Source organism: Ruegeria sp. CJ9, assembly GCF_056536625.1.
The window spans coordinates 386,942-406,060 of the sequence record NZ_JBQFPY010000001.1; the positions used below are offsets into that span (position 1 = coordinate 386,942).

General features: G+C 58.0%; 16 protein-coding genes. 11 read left to right on the plus strand and 5 right to left on the minus strand.

What is annotated here, in order from left to right; genetic code table 11:
• Both mprF and ACR0AJ_RS01950 read right to left on the minus strand, forming a co-directional pair.
• Positions 1 to 2,610, minus strand: coding sequence for a bifunctional lysylphosphatidylglycerol flippase/synthetase MprF (gene mprF / locus ACR0AJ_RS01945; RefSeq protein ID WP_480739946.1), 2,610 nt, complete (start codon positions 2,608 to 2,610; stop codon positions 1 to 3).
• Positions 2,611 to 2,712: 102 nt separating this feature from the next.
• Positions 2,713 to 3,141, minus strand: a complete 429-nt coding sequence (locus tag ACR0AJ_RS01950) for an Lrp/AsnC family transcriptional regulator (RefSeq protein WP_058280995.1) — start codon at positions 3,139 to 3,141, stop codon at positions 2,713 to 2,715.
• Between the two features lie 86 nt (positions 3,142 to 3,227).
• Here ACR0AJ_RS01950 and rocF point away from each other — a divergent pair, with 86 nt between their 5' ends.
• From rocF to ACR0AJ_RS01965, 3 genes are read left to right on the plus strand one after another with little or no spacing between them, the layout of a single operon-like run.
• Positions 3,228 to 4,148 (plus strand): arginase, encoded by a 921-nt coding sequence (gene rocF, locus ACR0AJ_RS01955; protein WP_480646409.1) that lies wholly within the window; start codon positions 3,228 to 3,230, stop codon positions 4,146 to 4,148.
• Complete coding sequence (gene ctlX, locus ACR0AJ_RS01960) at positions 4,148 to 5,068, plus strand: citrulline utilization hydrolase CtlX (protein WP_480739949.1); 921 nt, start codon at positions 4,148 to 4,150, stop codon at positions 5,066 to 5,068. The genes rocF and ctlX overlap by 1 nt, the downstream gene beginning before the upstream one ends.
• A gap of 9 nt (positions 5,069 to 5,077) precedes the next feature.
• On the plus strand, positions 5,078 to 6,118 hold the full coding sequence (locus ACR0AJ_RS01965) for an ornithine cyclodeaminase (protein WP_170374934.1): 1,041 nt from the start codon (positions 5,078 to 5,080) through the stop codon (positions 6,116 to 6,118).
• A 52-nt stretch (positions 6,119 to 6,170) separates the two neighbouring features.
• On the opposite strand, the gene ACR0AJ_RS01970 is transcribed toward ACR0AJ_RS01965, so the two are convergent.
• The 3 genes from ACR0AJ_RS01970 to ACR0AJ_RS01980 all read right to left on the minus strand — a co-directional run bounded on the left by ACR0AJ_RS01970 (position 6,171) and on the right by ACR0AJ_RS01980 (position 9,287).
• The gene (locus tag ACR0AJ_RS01970) at positions 6,171 to 7,574 is read right to left on the minus strand and encodes a TRAP transporter large permease (protein ID WP_480739950.1); all 1,404 of its coding nucleotides are present in this window, start codon (positions 7,572 to 7,574) and stop codon (positions 6,171 to 6,173) included.
• 3 nt (positions 7,575 to 7,577) lie between these two features.
• Positions 7,578 to 8,207, minus strand: coding sequence for a TRAP transporter small permease (locus ACR0AJ_RS01975; protein WP_170358049.1), 630 nt, complete (start codon positions 8,205 to 8,207; stop codon positions 7,578 to 7,580).
• A 63-nt stretch (positions 8,208 to 8,270) separates the two neighbouring features.
• Positions 8,271 to 9,287 carry a C4-dicarboxylate TRAP transporter substrate-binding protein gene (locus tag ACR0AJ_RS01980; RefSeq protein ID WP_170349382.1) on the minus strand — a complete coding sequence of 339 codons (1,017 nt, stop codon included), beginning with the start codon at positions 9,285 to 9,287 and terminating at the stop codon, positions 8,271 to 8,273.
• Positions 9,288 to 9,705: 418 nt separating this feature from the next.
• Between ACR0AJ_RS01980 and acs the strand changes: the two genes are divergently transcribed.
• From acs to ACR0AJ_RS02020, 8 genes are all read left to right on the plus strand, one after another.
• Entirely contained in the window at positions 9,706 to 11,670 is a 1,965-nt protein-coding gene (gene acs, locus ACR0AJ_RS01985; protein ID WP_170348426.1) for an acetate--CoA ligase, read from the plus strand.
• 7 nt (positions 11,671 to 11,677) lie between these two features.
• Positions 11,678 to 12,361 carry an adenylate kinase gene (locus ACR0AJ_RS01990; RefSeq protein ID WP_480739953.1) on the plus strand — a complete coding sequence of 228 codons (684 nt, stop codon included), beginning with the start codon at positions 11,678 to 11,680 and terminating at the stop codon, positions 12,359 to 12,361.
• Between the two features lie 184 nt (positions 12,362 to 12,545).
• Positions 12,546 to 12,830 (plus strand): DUF4212 domain-containing protein, encoded by a 285-nt coding sequence (locus ACR0AJ_RS01995; protein ID WP_170348424.1) that lies wholly within the window; start codon positions 12,546 to 12,548, stop codon positions 12,828 to 12,830.
• 5 nt (positions 12,831 to 12,835) lie between these two features.
• Positions 12,836 to 14,620, plus strand: coding sequence for a sodium:solute symporter family protein (locus ACR0AJ_RS02000; protein ID WP_170358045.1), 1,785 nt, complete (start codon positions 12,836 to 12,838; stop codon positions 14,618 to 14,620).
• Positions 14,621 to 14,729: 109 nt separating this feature from the next.
• Complete coding sequence (locus ACR0AJ_RS02005; RefSeq protein WP_480739955.1) at positions 14,730 to 16,553, plus strand: DUF294 nucleotidyltransferase-like domain-containing protein; 1,824 nt, start codon at positions 14,730 to 14,732, stop codon at positions 16,551 to 16,553.
• Positions 16,554 to 16,596: 43 nt separating this feature from the next.
• Positions 16,597 to 17,115, plus strand: coding sequence for a hypothetical protein (locus ACR0AJ_RS02010; protein WP_170348421.1), 519 nt, complete (start codon positions 16,597 to 16,599; stop codon positions 17,113 to 17,115).
• A 1-nt stretch (position 17,116) separates the two neighbouring features.
• Positions 17,117 to 18,529, plus strand: coding sequence for a 3'-5' exonuclease (locus ACR0AJ_RS02015; RefSeq protein WP_170348420.1), 1,413 nt, complete (start codon positions 17,117 to 17,119; stop codon positions 18,527 to 18,529).
• Positions 18,530 to 18,618: 89 nt separating this feature from the next.
• A complete protein-coding gene (locus tag ACR0AJ_RS02020) occupies positions 18,619 to 19,119 on the plus strand; it encodes a flavin reductase family protein (protein WP_170548406.1) in 501 nt (166 codons plus the stop codon).

The following is a 19,119-nucleotide window of genomic DNA, read 5'->3' on the forward strand; positions in this document are numbered from 1 at the left end:
CTATTTGGTCAATCCGCGCAGCCCGCCGGAAATCAGGATGTTCACTTCATACAGGATGCGCGGCGCTGCAAAACCGCCCGGGCTGGCCAGATAATTCGGGCTCCATTCCGGGTCGAACTTCTGCTTGAAGGATCGCAATCCTTCAAAGTGATAAAACTGTTCGCCATGCTCATAGACGAACCCGCCGACACGGTTCCAGAACGAAGCCAGTTGCCGGTTCTCGATCCCCGAAAACGGCGCCGCGCCCAGCGAGAACCAGTGGAACCCCTGCTCTGCCCCCCATGACATCATCTCGGCAAACAGCGCGTCCATAATGAAGTTCGAGCCGTCAGGTTCGTAGCGCATCAAATCCAGCGACAGTTCAGATTTATGGCCGCCTTGGAACAGATTGGCAAAAGCCACGATCTTGCCTGTGTCCCCATTTCGCAGCACAGCAAAATCGAAATAGGACAGGTAGTCATCGTCGAACCCGCCTAGGGCAAATCCCTTTTCCTCACCCGCTTTATGCTCGAGCCAGTCGTCAGAAATTTTGCGTAGCTCCGGCAGGACCGGGGTCAGTTCTTCCTTTGGGATGATCTCGAACACATACCCTTCACGCTCGGCCCGGTTCTTGGCCTGGCGGAACCGTTTGCGGGATTTGCCATCCAGCGAGAAATCTTGCAGCGGCACCCGCGCGACCTCACCGATTTTCAAGATGGACAGACCCAGATCCAGAAAGGTTGGCAGATATTTGGTAGAAACGCTGTAAAACGCACAGAGCTTGCCCTCGCGATCCGCCATTTCGCGCAGCTGCCAGATCAGTTGTTGACCGGCTTTTTCATCGCCAACCGGCTCTCCCTTGGTGATTAGAGCGTTGCCGGTGTCGGCATAAGCAAGAAACGCGGATTCATCGGGCGCGATCAGAAACTGCTTGTCACCGGTCAGTGAAATCTGCGCTTCGGTATCTTCGCTTTCCAATGCCAACCGTTCGACGGCAGGCGGTATTTCTGTGCGTACCGGTTCAGGGATTTCCCGCCCGAAGAGTGAGTTCACAGCCACCACACCGAGTATGACCGCTACCACCAAGCTGGAACGCAGGAACCGTGAGGCGTCGCCGCTCCACGCGAAATCCCACCACAGGGCGTTCTGGTATTCGACATGCGAATAGGCAAACAGCCCGATCCAGAAAATGACCGCCAACAGGGCCACTACGCTGACCAGCCACGGGATGTTCAGCCGAAAAATCGACGCGCCGCTGACTCGGTAAAACGCACCCCGGAATGTGGCCAGCACCGCGATTGAGGCCAGCATGCCGATCGCCTCGTGCGTATCCAACCCCTTGGTCAACGAGGCAACGAAACCGGCTACCATCAGCAACATCGCCACGATCCAGGCACGATAAAGTTTGCGGAACAAACCGCGCGAAATCAGGATCAGAAGAACACCTATTGCACTGCCTGCCAGATGTGAGGCTTCGACAAAGGACAAAGGCAGAAAATCTCGCAAAACACCAAGGCTTTGACTGCTGGACGGTAAGGCCCCGGACACCAACAGGATGATCCCGGCAACCGCCGTCACGCCTGCGGCAACCATCGGCACAATCGGCCGGATCGCGCGATAGACCCACGTGGCCGCGCCACTGATATGGTGGCGATGCGTCAGCGCCGAGGCCACAGCAATCGACACGCTGGCAATGACAAAAGGCAGAAATGTGTAGACCAGACGATACAGCAGCAAGGCCGCGATTACGTCAGACCGGCCAGAGGCACCCAAACCTGCGATCAATGTCGCCTCGAACGCGCCAATGCCGCCCGGCGCGTGACTTACGATCCCAACGGCAATAGCCCCAATAAAGATCGTGAAGAAATAGGGGTAGCCGACCCCAAGGTCATCGGGCATCAGGGTATAAAGCACCATCGAAGCGCCAAACAGGTCCCCGATCGCGGCCAGCGTTAGCAAGCCTGCCAGTTTGCCGCCAGGCAAGTTGAACCCAAATCCGCCATAGGCCAACTTGCGCCCGCCACGCGCGAGCCAGAGGAACAAGGCCACCAGCGCGGCCAACAGGCACAGACCGATTATCGTCTCAGTCGTGTCGCTGATCGGTAGAACATTTGAAATACCATCGGGATGCAGGGTAAGCAGTATGCCCAGCAACAGCACCAGCCCGGACCAGAACGCGATCCAAGAGGTCGCGATGACCCCGGCAACCCGGCTTAGGTCCAACCCAAGCGAGGCGTAGATGCGATAGCGGATCGCCGTTCCGGTAATGTAGGAAAAGCCTAGGCAGTTCGATACGGCATAACCACTGGCTCCGGCCATGCCAGCTACGGTCAGGGGAACCTCTCCGTCCGCCACGCTTTGTACGGCCAGCACGTCGTACATGGACAAGGACAAAAAGCTGAAACAGGTCCAGCACAGGGCGATGAACATCAGTTTCCAGGATGTATTTGCCACATCCACCTGAACATCGGTCCATTTCACGTGCTGGGACAGTTCGTGCAGTACGACCAGTGCAATCAACGTCACCAGGATCGGAACCGCAATTCTGACCGCGGGCTTTTCAAGGAACCCGGTGACCCGCTCGGCCAGACGAACGGCCCAAAGCTCTTTGTCTGTCTCCTGCGTGGTCATGGTTCCCCCCTGCTCTGAGGCACTGCAACGATCCTGTGCGTGGATCGGCGACGCAGGGCAACCTTGGCACAATTTCCTTGAACGTCAAAGCACTACAAGGGATCAGACCCGCCCTTTACGCGTGGACAGCAACAGATTGGTCTCGGACCGAGTTATCCCCTCCATCCGCCGGATCTGAAACAAGACCTCGTCCAGTTCGGCCAAAGTTTCGGTGCCGATCTCGGCAATCAGATCCCAACTGCCGTTGGTCGTATGCACGGCACGCACTTGGCGCAGGGCCGCGATTCTGGCCATCGTGCGTTCGGTCCCGCGGCCTTCGATCTCAAGCATCATAAGGCCCCGCACCGGGCTTTCCGCCACATCCAAACGGGTCAGGACGGTAAAGCCCACAATCTCACCCGATTGTTTCAGACGCTGCAGGCGGCTGCGCACCGTGGTGCGGGTGACGCCCAGCGTCTCGGCCAGTTCAGACAGCGAGGCCCGCGCGTCCCGGTGCAGCGCATTCAGCAACCTACTGTCCAAATCGTCCATAGTCATTTCTCATTTCGCTTATTGAGGTTTCATTTTGAACATTTTGCTCTCTTTTCGCAACCCACCCTGCGGAACTAAACAAACATATGGACAACAAACACGTTATATTGGTCGGCGCCCCGATGGACGCTGGCAAGCGTCGTCAGGGCTGCCGAATGGGGCCTGACGCCTATCGAGTGGCCGGTCTGGATCAGGCTTTGGCCAATCTGGGTCATCAGGTTTCAGACATTGGCGATGTCCAGCCGGACAGCACGGATGTGGCTGAGGACACACTTCTGTTCGCCCTGCCCGAGGTTATCGGCTGGACCAACGCGCTAAGCCGTGCGGCGCAGGAAACTGCCCCCAAGGGTCTGCCGATCTTTATGGGCGGCGACCACGCGCTGTCGATGGGAACCGTTGCAGGGATGGCCGCCCATGCCCAGCAGATCGGACGCCCTCTGTTCGTGCTTTGGCTGGATGCCCATAGCGACTTTCACACCCCCGACAGCACTGGCAGCGGCAACCTGCACGGTACTCCTGTCGCCTATTTCACCGGCCAGGCGGGTTTTGATAATTTCCCAACCGTACCCGCCCCGGTTCCAACAGATCGCGTGGGCATGATTGGCTTGCGCTCGGTCGATCCTGCCGAGCGCGCACGGCTTGAGGAAGATCACGCCATGCTGGCCGATATGCGCAGCATTGACGAACACGGAATCAAAGCCCCATTGAACGCGTTTCTTGATCGGGTCCGGGCGGAGAATGGCATCCTGCATGTCTCGCTGGATGTCGACTTTCTTGATCCCTCGATCGCCCCTGCCGTCGGCACCACCGTCCCCGGCGGCGCGACCGAACGCGAGGCGCATCTGGTGATGGAGCTGCTGCACGAGAGCGGCCATGTCTGCTCTTTGGACCTGGTCGAGCTGAACCCGTTTCTGGACGAACGCGGCCGTACCGCAAAACTGATGGTCGATCTGGCCGCCTCATTGTTGGGCCGCCGCATTTTTGACCGCCCAACACGGAGCTTCTGATGCACTCTCTGCAAGCTCCCCCTGCCGTCGTGATGATCCGGCCCCATGCGTTTGCTTCTAACCCTGAGACGCGCGACGACAATGCGTTTCAGACATTGGCCAACCGCTCGGCCGAAGCCACATCTGCTCAGGCGCGCGATGAACATGACCAGGCGGTCGCATTGCTGCGCGATGCAGGTGTAAAGGTTCATGTCTTCGACGATCACGGGGACCTCGACACACCCGACAGCGTATTTCCGAACAACTGGTTCTCGACCCATCCCGGCGGGCATGTGGCGATCTATCCGATGTTTGTACCGTCGCGCAGGCGGGAACGCCGCGTGGACGTCATTGAGATGCTGAAACAGGAATACCGTGTTCAGGACGTGATTGACTATTCCGGGCTTGAGCAGGACAAACTGGCGCTGGAAGGCACCGGAGCAATGGTTCTGGACCACGTCGGCCGCGTCGCTTACACAGTCAAATCCAACCGTGCCGATCCCGTTTTGTTGGAGCGTTTCTGCACCCATTTCAATTATGAGCCTATTGTGTTCGAAGCACATGATGCCGAAGGGCGAGATGTCTATCACACCAATGTTCTGATGGGCATCGGCAGCGAGTACGCGCTGATCTGTCTGGACATGATCACCGATCCGGAACGGCGCGCGACCGTAAAAGCCCGGTTGGAAGAATCCGGTCGCACGGTCATTGACCTGACCCACGAACAGATCGCCGAATTTGCGGGCAACGCCATCGAACTTAGCGGTCGGGATGGCCTGGTTTTGGCGCTGTCGAGCCGGGCGCTTGCCGCCCTGACCCCGGATCAACTCGCAAAAATCGAAGCCAGCGCAACGCCGCTGCCGCTGTCGGTTCCCACAATTGAAACTGCCGGTGGATCCGTGCGCTGCATGATTGCAGGCATCCACCTGTCCCGTCGATAGGAGACCCCAATGCAACCATCTGAAAAGGCGCTTGTGCCCTTTGTATCCGTCGACAACATGATGCGTCTGGTGCATCACGTCGGGCTTGAGAAGATGATCACCCAAATCGCGGCCCAGATCGAAGCCGATTTCAAGCGTTGGGAGAGCTTCGACAAAACCCCGCGCATCCCGGCCCACTCGCCGCATGGCGTGATCGAGTTGATGCCCACGTCGGATGGTGAGGCCTACGGATTCAAATACGTGAACGGTCACCCCAAGAACACCTCCGAAGGGCTGCAGACCGTGACCGCTTTTGGCCTGCTGGCTGATGTCTACACCGGTTACCCCACCCTGCTGACTGAGATGACGATGCTGACGGCACTGCGTACGGCGGCGACCTCGGCCCTTGTGGGCAGCTATCTGGCGCCGAAGTCTTCGTCGGTTATGGCCATGATCGGCAACGGCGCGCAATCAGAGTTCCAGTGCCTGGCTTTCAAGGCCATGTGCGGGATTGATACGGTTCGTTTGTATGACACCGATCCGAATGCCACCAAGAAATGTGCCGCGAACCTTCAAGGCAAGGGTCTGACAGTAGTGCCCTGCAAAACCGCCGAAGAGGCCATCGAAGGCGCACACATCATCACGACCTGCACCGCCGACAAGAAATACGCCACGATCCTGACTGACAACATGGTCGGCCCCGGCGTTCACATCAACGCCATCGGCGGAGACTGTCCCGGCAAAACCGAATTGCATCGTGATATCCTGTTGCGGTCGGAAATCTTCGTGGAATACCCCGAGCAGACCCGTATCGAAGGCGAGATTCAGGCACTGGACGACACCCATCCGGTGACAGAAATGTGGCAGGTCATGACCGGCCAGGCCAAAGGGCGCAGCGATGATCGTCAAATCACTCTGTTCGACAGCGTCGGCTTTGCGATCGAGGATTTCTCGGCCCTCCGCTACATCAAGTCCGCTATCGAGGACACTGATTTTTTTGAACCTTTGGACATGTTGGCCGATCCTGACGATCCGCGCGATCTATTTGGAATGCTGATGCGGGCAAGCTAAAGAACCCGCAAATGGCATTACCTCGCCCCCGGTTCATCACCGGGGGCTTTTTCTATCCGGCTAGTGAAGGCAGGAAGAGGACGATGGCCGGGAACGCCACAAGCAACGCGATGGTAATCGCGTCGGCGATGAAGAACGGTGTCACGCCTTTGAAGACGTCCTGAACGCTCAGGTCCGGGCGCACGCCAGCGACGACAAAGCAGTTCAGGCCAATCGGCGGCGTGATCAGGCAGAATTCGGCCATTTTCACAACCAGAATACCGAACCAGATCGCACACATCGGCCCCGACATGCCAAAGGCGCTTTCAGCGGCGCTGACGGCTTCCCCACCGTTCAGAGCCATGACGGCCGGGTACACGACCGGTAGCGTTAGCAGAAGCATTCCGATGGCATCCATGAACATGCCCAACACCGCATAGGCCAGCAGGATGCAAATCAGGATCAGCATCGGCGACATCTCAAGCGAGGTGATCCAGTCCGAAAACTCGCCCGGCAGGTCGGCGAAACCAAGGAACCGCACGTAGATCAGCACGCCCCAGATGATCGAAAAGATCATCGCGGTCAGTTTGGCGGTTTCAAGCAACGCGGATTTCAGCTCGGTCCAGCGCATGCCGTGAAACAGGGCAAAACAGAAGACAATGAAGGCGCCGATGGCACCACCCTCGGTTGGCGTGCCCCAGGCCTTTTCTCCGAACGGGTTATAGACAAAGCAGATGATGATCAGGATCACGGCCACAATCGGCAAGGCACCGGGCAAGGACGCAAAGCGCTGTTTCCATGTAAACCCCGTGACCGGAGGTCCAACGGATTTGAAAATCACCGCTATTCCCACAATAAGCAGGCCATAGATAACTGCCGAAAACGCCCCGGGGATGAACCCGGCCAACAGTAGCTTACCCACGTCCTGTTCAACGATGATGGCATAGATCACAAGAATGGCCGAAGGTGGGATCAGAGAGGCCAGCGTACCCCCGGCAGCAACGACTCCGGCAGCGAATTGCTTGTTGTAACCGACTTTCAGCATCTCGGGGATGGCGATGCGGGCGAAAACCGCGGATGTGGCGACCGACGCGCCCGACACGGCGGCAAACCCGGCTGTCGCGAACACGGTCGAAACTGCCAGCCCACCCGGCACCCACGCCACCCAGCGTTTGGCCGCCTCAAACAATGCCTTGGTCAGGCCCGCGTAATAGGCCAAGTATCCGATCAGGATAAAGGTTGGGATCAGGCTGAGCGTATGGGCGGCCACCTTGGAATGCGGCACCTGCCCGGCCGTTTTCACGGCAACTGTTAAGGCTTTGCCAAACCGGTCGGGGTCATATCCGAATTTGGCCCAGAAGATCCACACCAGCCCGACCAACCCGGCAAGCCCAGCGGCAAAGGCGACCCGCATCCCCGTGACGACCAATACAAGCAGGCCACCTGTAACCCACAGACCAATATCTATTGTGTCCATGCGTTAGTCCTGCCCTTCGAATTGCTCAGCCTCGGCAGCGGCCTGCGCCGCCGCATCCTGGATCAACGGCACGGCCACCGGATGTTCGAGCCCCAGCACAAAAGCACGCCCATATCCCCAGACCTGCAACACCAGCCGCGCGCACAGGACCGAAAACGCCACTGGCGCCAGCAGCTTGGCAGGCCAAAGCGGAATGCCGATGTCAATTGAACTGTCACGGCTCCAGAGCGGTGCGCCAAAATCAAAAGAGCGGTCGAAATGGGACCAACTGCCCCAGACCAGTGCCAGCATAAGCACAAGGATCAAAACTACCGAGATCAGTTCGAACAGCCACAGCGCCCGCCCGTGCAGACGCGCGATTACGATATCCATACGAATATGACCGCCTTCGCGCTGTACGTATGAGATTCCAAGGAAGGCAATCAGCGGCATGGCCTGTTCGATCCAGTCCACATAACCGGGCAAAGGAGCGTTAATCGCGTTGCGGCCACTGACCGAAACCACCGCCAGCACCATCAAGCCAAAGACGGCAAGCCCGCTGATCAATGCCAAAAACTGCTCTAACCTCAAGAGCTGACGATCCAGCCAACTGAGCCGACTGCCGTCCTCAAGCACCGTGGCTTGTCCTGCCATTCCGGTGATCCCCTGTTTTTTGATGAGTGTCCGGGTGCCCGGTCAGGCACCCGGAAAAGGAACTCAGTTTCCGCCGCGCTGTTGCTTCAGCGTAGCTTGAACCAGATCATAGAGGTCCTGCGCTGGCAGACCCTGTGCTGACATATCCGCAATCCACTGTTCACGGATCGGATCGGCTGCCTTAGCACGGAATTCTTCAAGAACGGCATCGTCGATCTCAACTTTTTCAACGCCCTTCTCAGACAAAACGCTATCCCACTGCTCAAGCAGCCCGCCGTAGTTCGCAAGGTAATGATCAATCGCCTCGTCGATCGAACTGTTCAGCGCCTCCTTGTGCTCCGCAGGCAGCGCTTCATAGGCTTCGATATTCACCACCACCGGGCAGTTGACCGTGCCGGGGTTCAGGTTCGCGGTCCACCAGTCGGCTTCATTGATGGTGCCGAAAGACAGGTGAGCGTGTTGGGCAAAGGCAACCGTGTCGACCACACCCGATTCCATCGCGTTGAACGCTTCTGTTGCCGGGACAGAGGTTGGCACACCGCCCACAGCCTCGAACGCCTGCCCCAGGCCACCAGTGGCACGTACACGCATCCCGTCAAAATCCGCCAATTCGTCGCGCGGATCACCGGTGCCGACCAGGTTGTACTGCGGCATTGGTGAGGTCATGATGATGCGCGCGTTCCACTGCGCCATCTCATCCTTAACGGCCGGGTGATCGTAGACCGCGTGGCTGACAGCCACTTCTTCGTCAAGATTGTTCACGCCCAAAAACGGCAGCTCAAGCACGGTGATCGCTCGGTTCTTGTCGCGGTGATACCCGGCGCAGAATTGAGCCATTTCAAAAGCACCGATTTCAATGCCGTCCAGATTTTCCTTGGGCTTTGACAGGCCACCGTAGCTGACGTTGATGGTGAACTCGCCACCCGTCTTTTCGCCAACCAGTTCGGCCAACTTTTCGACATGTTCAGTAAAGGCGCGCCGCTTGCCCCAAACCGAGGCATTCCATTCGGTTGCAGCAGCCTCTGAGACGAATGCAACACCCAAGGCGGCGACGGCCGCGCCGCTCAACATCTTTTTCATCATGAATTCTCCCTTTGTTGCGCTTCTTCTCCAAGCGCTTGCGATCAAAGCTAGCGCCAACATTGATGTGTGCCAACCCCGGACAAATTCACCAAGCACCAGAAGACAGCGCTAACAACCAATAGGTGTATCCAAGATTCAAAAATTACGGTTGATCATCTGCATCCACCAATCAAAAATTTCATGACACTTACTATTTTGGTTTTATTTATTTTTTTGAAATTCATAGTGGTTTTATTTACTATTATTTGCACACTAACAAAATTTCTTTACAAACAAATCTAAAGATATCGGTAATTTATTTAATTGTTTTCAGTTTCGCTTATTATTTGACGTGGGGAGGAAACGGGTCGACATCGCCCGTTCCGCGGGCAAGATTTGGCCCAGTGAAATAAAGTCCAGAGGGAGGAGCCTCAGAATGACAACCGCTGCTCAAGCAGATGCCAAGGTCTATCCGCCATCCGCAGAAACCGTTGCCCGCGCCCATGTCGATGCCGACGCATACACCCAGATGTACAACGCCTCGATCGAAAATCCTGTGGCGTTCTGGGATGAGCAAGGCAAGCGAGTAGATTGGATCAAACCGTATACACAAGTCAAAGATGTCAGCTATGATTTCGGCTCGGTTGGAATAAACTGGTATGCCGACGGCACACTGAATGTGGCAGCCAACTGTCTGGATCGCCATCTGAAAACACGCGGCGACCAGACCGCGATCATCTGGGAGCCGGATGACCCGAACGACGACGCCCAGCACATAACCTATGCCGAGCTGCACCGCCGCACCTGCCGAATGGCCAATATTCTGGAATCTCTGGGCGTTCGCAAAGGTGACCGGGTGGTGATCTATCTGCCGATGATCCCCGAGGCAGCCTATGCGATGCTGGCCTGTGCGCGTATTGGCGCGATCCATTCCATCGTATTCGCGGGCTTTTCGCCCGACGCGCTGGCAGCGCGGATCAACGGCTGCGATGCCAAGGTGGTTATCACGGCGGATGAGGCCCCGCGCGGCGGTCGCAAGACCCCTCTTAAGTCCAATGCGGATGCCGCTCTGCTGCACTGTAAAGACACCGTGAAATGTCTGGTGGTCAAGCGCACCGGCGGCCAGACCACATGGGTTGACGGCCGCGATTTCGATTACAACGAAATGGCGCTTGAAGCGGATGACTATTGCGCGCCCGCCGAGATGAACGCCGAAGACCCTTTGTTCATCCTGTATACTTCCGGATCAACCGGTCAGCCCAAAGGCGTGGTGCATACCACTGGTGGCTATCTGGTCTACGCAGCCATGACGCATCAGATCACCTTCGATTACCACGATGGCGACATCTATTGGTGTACCGCAGACGTAGGCTGGGTCACCGGCCACAGCTATATCGTCTATGGCCCGCTGGCCAATGGTGCGACGACCCTGATGTTCGAAGGCGTGCCGACCTACCCCGACGCTGGCCGTTTTTGGGAAGTCTGCGCCAAGCACAAGGTAAACCAGTTCTATACCGCCCCCACGGCGATCCGCGCATTGATGGGTCAGGGTACCGAATGGGTCGAAAAGCACGATCTGAGCGATCTGAAAGTGCTGGGCACCGTGGGTGAACCGATCAACCCCGAAGCGTGGAACTGGTATAACGAGGTTGTCGGCCAGGGCAATTGCCCCATCGTCGACACATGGTGGCAGACCGAAACCGGCGGTCACCTGATGACCCCCCTGCCCGGCGCACATGCGATGAAGCCCGGCTCGGCGATGAAGCCGTTCTTTGGAATTCAGCCTGTCGTTCTTGACCCGCAATCGGGTGTCGAAATCACGGGAAACGGGGTCGAGGGTGTGCTGTGCATCAAAGACAGCTGGCCCGGACAGATGCGCACCGTCTGGGGCGATCACGAGCGGTTCGAGAAAACCTATTTTGCCGACTACAAAGGCTATTACTTCACGGGCGACGGTTGCCGCCGGGATGAGGATGGCGACTACTGGATCACTGGCCGCGTCGATGACGTGATCAACGTCTCGGGCCACCGTATGGGTACGGCCGAGGTAGAAAGCGCGCTGGTGGCGCACGCCGCCGTGGCCGAAGCTGCTGTTGTCGGTTATCCCCATGATATCAAAGGGCAAGGCATTTATTGCTATGTCACTCTGATGAACGATCGCGAGCCTTCGGATGAGCTTCTGAAAGAGCTGCGCACTTGGGTTCGCACAGAAATTGGCCCGATTGCCAGCCCCGATGTGATCCAATGGGCCCCCGGCCTGCCCAAGACCCGTTCCGGCAAAATCATGCGCCGTATCCTGCGCAAAATCGCCGAAAACGACTTTGGCTCGCTGGGTGATACTTCGACCTTGGCCGATCCGTCGGTGGTCGAAGATCTGATCGAAAACCGCGCAAGTAAGTGAGGATGTGATGGACGCTGCCACGACCACCACCCCCGCCGTTCTGATCCTTCTCGGCCCTCCGGGCGCCGGGAAGGGCACGCAGGCGCGGATGCTCGAAGACACGTTCGGGCTTATACAACTCAGCACCGGCGACCTGTTGCGCGCCGCCGTTGCCGCCGAGACCGAGGCCGGACTTGCTGCAAAGGCCGTTATGGAAGCTGGCGATCTGGTCAGCGACGAGATCGTCATCGCTATCTTGCGCGATCGGCTGGATGAACAGGACTGCGCCAAAGGCGTCATTCTGGACGGCTTCCCGCGCACGACCGTGCAGGCCGAGGCGCTGGACGGTTTGCTGTCGGAGAACGGCCAGAAGATCAGCGCCGCAATCAGCCTTGAGGTCGAGGACGCCGAAATGGTCACCCGCATCTCGGGCCGTTATACCTGCGCAGGCTGTGGTGAAGGGTTTCATGACACGTTCAAGGTCCCCGCGGTCGAGGGCAAATGCGACAAATGCGGCCATACCGAGTTCAAACGCCGCGCCGACGACAACGCCGAAACTGTTGCCTCGCGCCTTGCTGCCTATCACGCCCAAACCGCGCCGCTGATCACCTATTATGAAACCCACGGCGTTCTGCAACGCACCAACGCAATGGGCAAGATCGAAGACATCGCGAGCGACCTCAAGGATATCGTGGGTGGCGCGATGAGTTAAGGGGAGGAGAAAAGCCCCCCAAGGCTTTGATCCAACAAGAGAATACTTCAATGGACCCGCCTTGGCGGACCAGAGGAGTCTTGCCTGACATCATGCTGGTGCCAGGCACAATCGAGAAGCGGCCCACGTCACTGGAGGAGTTGGGCACGGGCCGCCCAACGAGGAAGCGAAGGAGGAACCCGCAATGGCGGATCAATCAACAAACTCCGCGCAGGCTGCCGAGGCCGACAAGGGCTATTGGCAGGCCAACCTGCGTCTCATCTACATCAGCCTCGTGATCTGGGCGCTGGTGTCTTTTGGATTCGGCATTTTGCTGCGTCCGCTGCTGTCCGGTATCGCCGTTGGCGGCACCGATCTGGGCTTTTGGTTCGCTCAGCAGGGATCAATCCTGGTCTTTCTGGTGCTGATCTTCAACTACGCCTGGCGCATGAACAAGCTGGACGCCGAATACGGCGTGGATGAGGAGTAAACCCCATGGACCAGTTTACTATCAACCTGCTGTTTGTCGGCGCGTCCTTTGCGCTGTACATCGGCATCGCGATCTGGGCCCGGGCGGGTTCCACATCGGAATTTTACGCCGCCGGTCGCGGCGTTCACCCGGTCACCAACGGTATGGCAACAGCGGCCGACTGGATGTCGGCGGCTTCGTTCATCTCGATGGCGGGTCTGATTGCCTTTACCGGCTATGACAACTCAACTTTCCTGATGGGGTGGACCGGTGGCTACGTGCTGCTGGCACTGTTGCTTGCGCCTTACTTGCGTAAATTCGGCAAGTACACAGTATCGGAATTCATCGGCGACCGCTTCTACAGCCAGACCGCACGTATCGTTGCGGTGATCTGTCTGATCGTGGCCTCTGTGACTTACGTAATCGGTCAGATGACCGGCGTTGGCGTGGCCTTTGGCCGCTTCCTCGAGGTGTCCAACACATCCGGTCTGCTGATCGGTGCCTGTGTCGTGTTTGCTTACGCGGTGTTCGGCGGGATGAAGGGTGTGACCTATACTCAGGTCGCTCAGTACTGCGTGCTGATCACAGCCTATACCATCCCGGCAATCTTTATCTCGCTGCAGCTGACCGGCACGCCGATTCCGGCGCTGGGTCTTTTCAGTGATACCGCCAGTGGTGAGCCTCTGCTGACCAAGCTGGACGCAATCGTGACCGAGCTGGGCTTTGCCGACTACACAGCGCACCATTCGAACACGTTGAACATGGTGTTGTTCACGCTGTCGCTGATGATCGGTACTGCTGGTCTGCCGCACGTGATCATGCGCTTCTTCACCGTGCCTCGCGTGGCTGACGCCCGTTGGTCGGCTGGCTGGACGCTGGTCTTCATCGCGCTGCTGTATCTGACCGCCCCTGCGGTTGGCGCAATGGCCCGCCTGAACATCACCGACATGATGTGGCCCAATGGTGGCATCGAAGGTGGTGCCGTTTCGGTCGAGGAAATCGACACGGATCCGCGTTATGACTGGATGCAGACATGGCAGAAAACCGGGCTGCTGGATTGGGAAGACAAGAACGGCGACGGCAAAATCCAGTACTACAACGATCAAAATGCAGACATGCAGGTGCTTGCCGAAGAAAAAGGCTGGGTTGGTAACGAGTTGACCAAGTTCAACCGCGACATCCTGGTTTTGGCCAACCCCGAGATCGCCAACCTGCCAGGTTGGGTGATCGGTCTGGTCGCTGCCGGTGGTCTTGCAGCTGCTCTGTCGACCGCTGCGGGTCTGTTGCTGGCGATCTCGTCGGCTGTGTCCCACGACCTTGTCAAAGGCGCGATCAACCCGCAGATCTCGGAAAAAGGAGAGCTTATGGCGGCGCGGATCGCAATGGCCGTGGCCATCGTTGTTGCAACCTATCTGGGTCTGAACCCACCGGGCTTTGCAGCGCAAACTGTGGCCTTGGCCTTCGGTCTGGCGGCAGCCTCGATCTTCCCGGCGCTGATGATGGGGATCTTCTCGACCCGCATCAACAACACCGGCGCGGTTGCTGGTATGCTGGCTGGTCTGACCGTGACCCTGGTCTACATCTTCCTGCACAAGGGCTGGCTGTTCATTCCGGGCACCAACTCGTTCACCGATGCTGATCCGCTGCTGGGTCCAATCAAGTCGACCTCGTTCGGTGCAATCGGTGCGATGATCAACTTCGGTGTCGCCTACGTGGTCGCTGGTATGACCAAAGAGACCCCGCAGGAGATCGTGGAATTGGTCGAAAGCGTTCGCATTCCCCGTGGCGCTGGCGCAGCTCAGAATAAATGAGCATGATGCGGCATATGGATAACACCCGTGTGCCGCGTCTTTCGACCTACTGTTCCCGCCCGGCATTCCACCGGGCGGGATTTTTCAAATGGAAGCCCAGGATTGTCTGATGCCCCTGTCCCATGACCAGATCACCCGGTTTCTGAAATCCGTACACCCCTATGACGCCTTGCCGCCTGACACGCTGGACGATCTGGCCAACCAGATCGAGGTGTGGGAGGTCGATGAAGGGTTTCCCGTGTATGAGCTGGGCAACACTCTACCCGGCATATTTGTGATCTATGAAGGACAGGTTGAGATCACGGATGAAAACGGCGCTGTCGTTTCGCATCTGGGACTGCGCAATTCCTTTGGGGAACGTGGTCTTCTGAAGGACGGCAAAGCTGCAACCCATGCACATACGCATACGCCGTCCGTTCTGATGGTTCTGCCCCCCAACGTGGTGCGCGGGCTGATCGACGGCCATGATGTTGTCGCCAACTTCTTCAACCGTACGCGCGGGGAACGTGCCGGTCCGCAAAGCTTGGCGACCAGCGCGATTGACGTTTTGATGGCCCACAACCCGGCCACCTGTCCTCCGGACATGCAAGTTCAAAAAGCCGCGCGGGTGATGCGCGATCGCCATATCTCGTCTCTGTGCGTGACCCACGACGACACGCTGCTGGGCATCGCAACGCTGCGGGACGTAGCCGGAAAATACGTGGCGGACAACATGCCCGAAACAACGCCCGTTTCAGCGATCATGACACCTGATCCCGTCACTCTTTCACCCTCCGATATCGGATCGGACGTGTTGCATGTGATGATGGAGCGCGGGATCGGCCATATCCCGATCTGTGAAGGCGGCAAGCTGGTCGGTATCGTCACGCAGACCGATCTGACCCACTATCAGGCCGTAAACTCGGCCGAACTGGTTCGGCGGATCGCTCATGCCAACTCTGCGGGTGAAATGGCACTGGTCACGGCTGAAATTCCTCAACTTCTGGTGCAGCTGGTGGCCAGCGGTAACCGGCATGAGATCGTTACCCGTCTGATCACCGACATCGCCGATACTGTGACCCGCCGTCTGCTGGCGCTGGCAGAAAAGAAATTGGGCCCGCCGCCCGTGCCTTATTTGTGGCTAGCCTGTGGTTCGCAAGGGCGGCAAGAGCAGACCGGCGTATCGGATCAGGACAATTGCCTGATGCTGGACGACAACGTGTCTGACGGCGAAATGGCCTATTTCAGCGATCTGGCAAAATTTGTTTCGGACGGGTTGGACACTTGCGGGTATTTCTATTGCCCGGGCGACATGATGGCGACTAACCCCCGCTGGTGTCAGCCGGTGCGGGTATGGCGGGATTATTTCAACGGCTGGATCGCCAAACCGAACCCCGAGGCGCAAATGCTGGCCTCGGTCATGTTCGACCTGCGCCCCATCGGCGGCGCGTTCGAACTGTTCGAGGATCTGCAAGCCGACACACTGGCTGCAGCCAACGCGAATTCGATCTTCGTGGCGCACATGATTTCCAATTCATTAAAGCACACGCCCCCGCTCGGCCTGTTACGAGGTTTTGCCACCATCCGTTCGGGCGAACATCGCAATACGCTTGATCTGAAACATAACGGCGTTGTGCCGGTGGTTGATCTGGCCCGCATCTACAGCCTTCAGGGTCAGTTGCCCGAGGCCAACACCCGCGCCCGCTTGAAAGCCGCCGAAGCGGCCCAGGTTCTTAGCCCTTCGGGCGCGCGGGATATTCTGGACGCCTATGACTTGATCGCTGAAACACGGCTGGAACATCAGGTGAGGCTGGTCAAATCCGGCAAAAACCCCGACAACTATCTTCCACCATCGACTTTGTCTGACTTTGAGCGAAGTCATCTGCGAGACGCCTTTGTCGTCGTAAAAACAATGCAGTCGGCGGTGGGCCATGGCAAAGGTATGCTGAACTAGGCAGACCCAAACGGGCGCAAAAGCGTTAAACCAGGAGAAGAACATGTTTCTGGAACTGATCGGCACCATCTTTGCAGGGATCGCCTTTGCAGGTGTGGTGATGGGAGTGAACAAACTGACGGGTGGCCGCCTGCCCCGCTGGGCCGCTCCGGTCGCGGCTGGGTTGGGTATGATCGGCATGACCATCGCCAGCGAGTATTCCTGGTACGACCGAACCACTGAAACGCTGCCGGAAGAAATGGAAATCGTGCAAGAGGTCGAAAGCCGGGCCTTTTATCGCCCGTGGACCTATGCCGTGCCGTTCGTCAATCGCTTTGCCGCGATCGACACCGCCTCGGTCCGCACCAACGAGCAGGTGCCGGATCAACGCCTTGTGGACATGTATTTCTTTGGTCGCTGGTCCCCGATCTCGAAACTGCCGGTGGCCGTCGACTGCGCCACCAACAGCCGTGCCAGCCTGGCCGATGGAGCCGAGTTCGGTGACGACGGCCAATTGCTCAATGCCGACTGGCTGACCGTCAACGCCGAGGACCCCATCGTCGAGGCCACCTGCGGAGTGTAACATGCTGACCCGGCTTAGCCTGCGCGTCCGAATTTTTCTGTTCTTCTGCTTGATGGCAGTGGGCGCGCTGGCCGTTAGCTCTGTGGCACTTTGGGTAAGCTATCTGCGTGTCGCTGATCCTGCGTTAGCAAGTGCTTTTATCCTGGCTGAAATCCTTATGGGTTTCGGCTTCATCGCCTTGATCATTGCCGTCTGGCTGCTGTTTGACGACAACGTGGCAAAGCCCATCGAACGTCTATCGGCCCAGCTGCGCGCCCGCGCACATGCGGGCGTCAGCACGGATATGGACATGCAGGCCGCGCGTTATCTGGGCGACCTTGCCCCAGCGGCCGCCGGGCTGGCGGATCAGCTGTCAGGCAAGACCATGGATGTGGCTCAGGCCGTGGCTGCTGAGACTGCGCATCTGTCTGCTGAAAAACAAAGACTGACGGCCCTGCTGACCGAGATTCCGGTGGCGATGGTGCTGGCCAGCCCCACCCACAAAATCGTGCTGTACGATGGGCAGGCCGCCGGAGTGCTGGCCCAAATCGCCCATCCCCGCTTGAACGCCTCGCTTTACGAATACCTACAGCCCGTGCCACTGCAACAAGCCTACGAGAAACTGTCAAAATCCGGGCTTGAGGTCGATTGCACCCTGACCAGCATCGACGGCGCGCAAACCTATTCCGCCCGCATGAAGCCGCTGGGCGACGCGCCCGGCTATCTGCTGATATTCGACGAAAGCGCCGCTAATATCGCACCCGAGGCTGCGCGCCCACTGGTATACGACTTTGACTTGCTGAACAGCGCGGTCGCGGGCGAGTTCGAATCTCTCGCTCTTCGCGATCTGTGTTTTGTGGTGTTTGACACCGAAACCACGGGACTACTGCCGCACAAGGACGAAATCGTACAGATCGGCGCGGTCAGGGTTGTGAATGGACGCATCGTTCAGGGCGAGCGGTTTGATATGTTGGTTGATCCTGGCATGCCGATCCCGCCGGCTTCGACCAAAGTTCATCATATCAGCGACCACATGGTTCAGGGCGCACCGGATATTGCTGCGGCGGGGCGCACGTTCCACCAATTCGCGCGGGATGCGGTGATCGTGGCCCATAACGCGCCTTTCGACATGGCCTTTCTGCGGCGCCATGCAAAACGCATGGATGTCGACTGGGATCACCCCATCCTCGACACTGTTTTGCTATCTGCCGTTCTGTTCGGCGCCAGCGACAAGCACACCCTGGATGCGTTGTGTGACAGGTTAGAGATTGCCATTCCGCACGACCTGCGCCACACCGCCCTTGGCGACGCTGTCGCCACAGCGCAAGCACTGGTCAAGATGCTGCCGATGCTGCAAGCCCGTGGCATGACAACCTTTGGCGCAGTCATCGAGGCAACCCGTCAGCATGGCCGCCTGCTGGAAGATTTGAACTGAACGTCAAAATATTCGCTCAAGATTCAGCTTTTCATGGACAATTCCGGCAGACCGTGGCACCTGATGCGCGGCCACTGCACGAGCGGACAATGACTGAAAAGACCTTCACCCCAACTCCTGACCAAAGTACCGCTTTTCGCGAAGCGCTGGGGTGTTTCGGCACAGGTGTCACCGTCATCACGACGAACACCGAAAACGGACCGCGTGCGATAACCGTCAACTCGTTCTCATCGGTCTCGCTGGACCCACCGTTGGTGCTGTGGTGCCTGGCAAAAGACTCGTTTCGGTTCAATTCCTTTAATGCCTGCCAACACTATTCCATTCACGTGATGGCACAGGAACAGCAGGATCAGGCACTGCAGTTCGCGCGTGATGGGTTGGATTTCTCGCACGTGGAATGGGATACGGATCACAAAGGCAGACCGCAACTGAACCAGTGTCTGGCCCGGTTCGATTGCCAATTACATGCCAAGCACGAGGCCGGGGATCACCTGATCCTGGTTGGTGAGGTTGAACAGGTGATGTATCGCACGGGCAAAGGGCTGATCTTCAAACGCGGTCAGTTCGGCGGCTTCGCGGACCTGCTGTAA

Bases quoted from the DNA above. Each gene is read 5' to 3' on its own strand.
- mprF (WP_480739946.1), bottom strand. From the start codon at position 2,610: ATGACCACGCAGGAGACAGACAAAGAGCTTTGGGCCGTTCGTCTGGCC.
- ACR0AJ_RS01950 (WP_058280995.1), bottom strand. From the start codon at position 3,141: ATGGACGATTTGGACAGTAGGTTGCTGAATGCGCTGCACCGGGACGCG.
- rocF (WP_480646409.1), top strand. From the start codon at position 3,228: ATGGACAACAAACACGTTATATTGGTCGGCGCCCCGATGGACGCTGGC.
- ctlX (WP_480739949.1), top strand. From the start codon at position 4,148: ATGCACTCTCTGCAAGCTCCCCCTGCCGTCGTGATGATCCGGCCCCAT.
- ACR0AJ_RS01965 (WP_170374934.1), top strand. From the start codon at position 5,078: ATGCAACCATCTGAAAAGGCGCTTGTGCCCTTTGTATCCGTCGACAAC.
- ACR0AJ_RS01970 (WP_480739950.1), bottom strand. From the start codon at position 7,574: ATGGACACAATAGATATTGGTCTGTGGGTTACAGGTGGCCTGCTTGTA.
- ACR0AJ_RS01975 (WP_170358049.1), bottom strand. From the start codon at position 8,207: ATGGCAGGACAAGCCACGGTGCTTGAGGACGGCAGTCGGCTCAGTTGG.
- ACR0AJ_RS01980 (WP_170349382.1), bottom strand. From the start codon at position 9,287: ATGAAAAAGATGTTGAGCGGCGCGGCCGTCGCCGCCTTGGGTGTTGCA.
- acs (WP_170348426.1), top strand. From the start codon at position 9,706: ATGACAACCGCTGCTCAAGCAGATGCCAAGGTCTATCCGCCATCCGCA.
- ACR0AJ_RS01990 (WP_480739953.1), top strand. From the start codon at position 11,678: ATGGACGCTGCCACGACCACCACCCCCGCCGTTCTGATCCTTCTCGGC.
- ACR0AJ_RS01995 (WP_170348424.1), top strand. From the start codon at position 12,546: ATGGCGGATCAATCAACAAACTCCGCGCAGGCTGCCGAGGCCGACAAG.
- ACR0AJ_RS02000 (WP_170358045.1), top strand. From the start codon at position 12,836: ATGGACCAGTTTACTATCAACCTGCTGTTTGTCGGCGCGTCCTTTGCG.
- ACR0AJ_RS02005 (WP_480739955.1), top strand. From the start codon at position 14,730: ATGCCCCTGTCCCATGACCAGATCACCCGGTTTCTGAAATCCGTACAC.
- ACR0AJ_RS02010 (WP_170348421.1), top strand. From the start codon at position 16,597: ATGTTTCTGGAACTGATCGGCACCATCTTTGCAGGGATCGCCTTTGCA.
- ACR0AJ_RS02015 (WP_170348420.1), top strand. From the start codon at position 17,117: ATGCTGACCCGGCTTAGCCTGCGCGTCCGAATTTTTCTGTTCTTCTGC.
- ACR0AJ_RS02020 (WP_170548406.1), top strand. From the start codon at position 18,619: ATGACTGAAAAGACCTTCACCCCAACTCCTGACCAAAGTACCGCTTTT.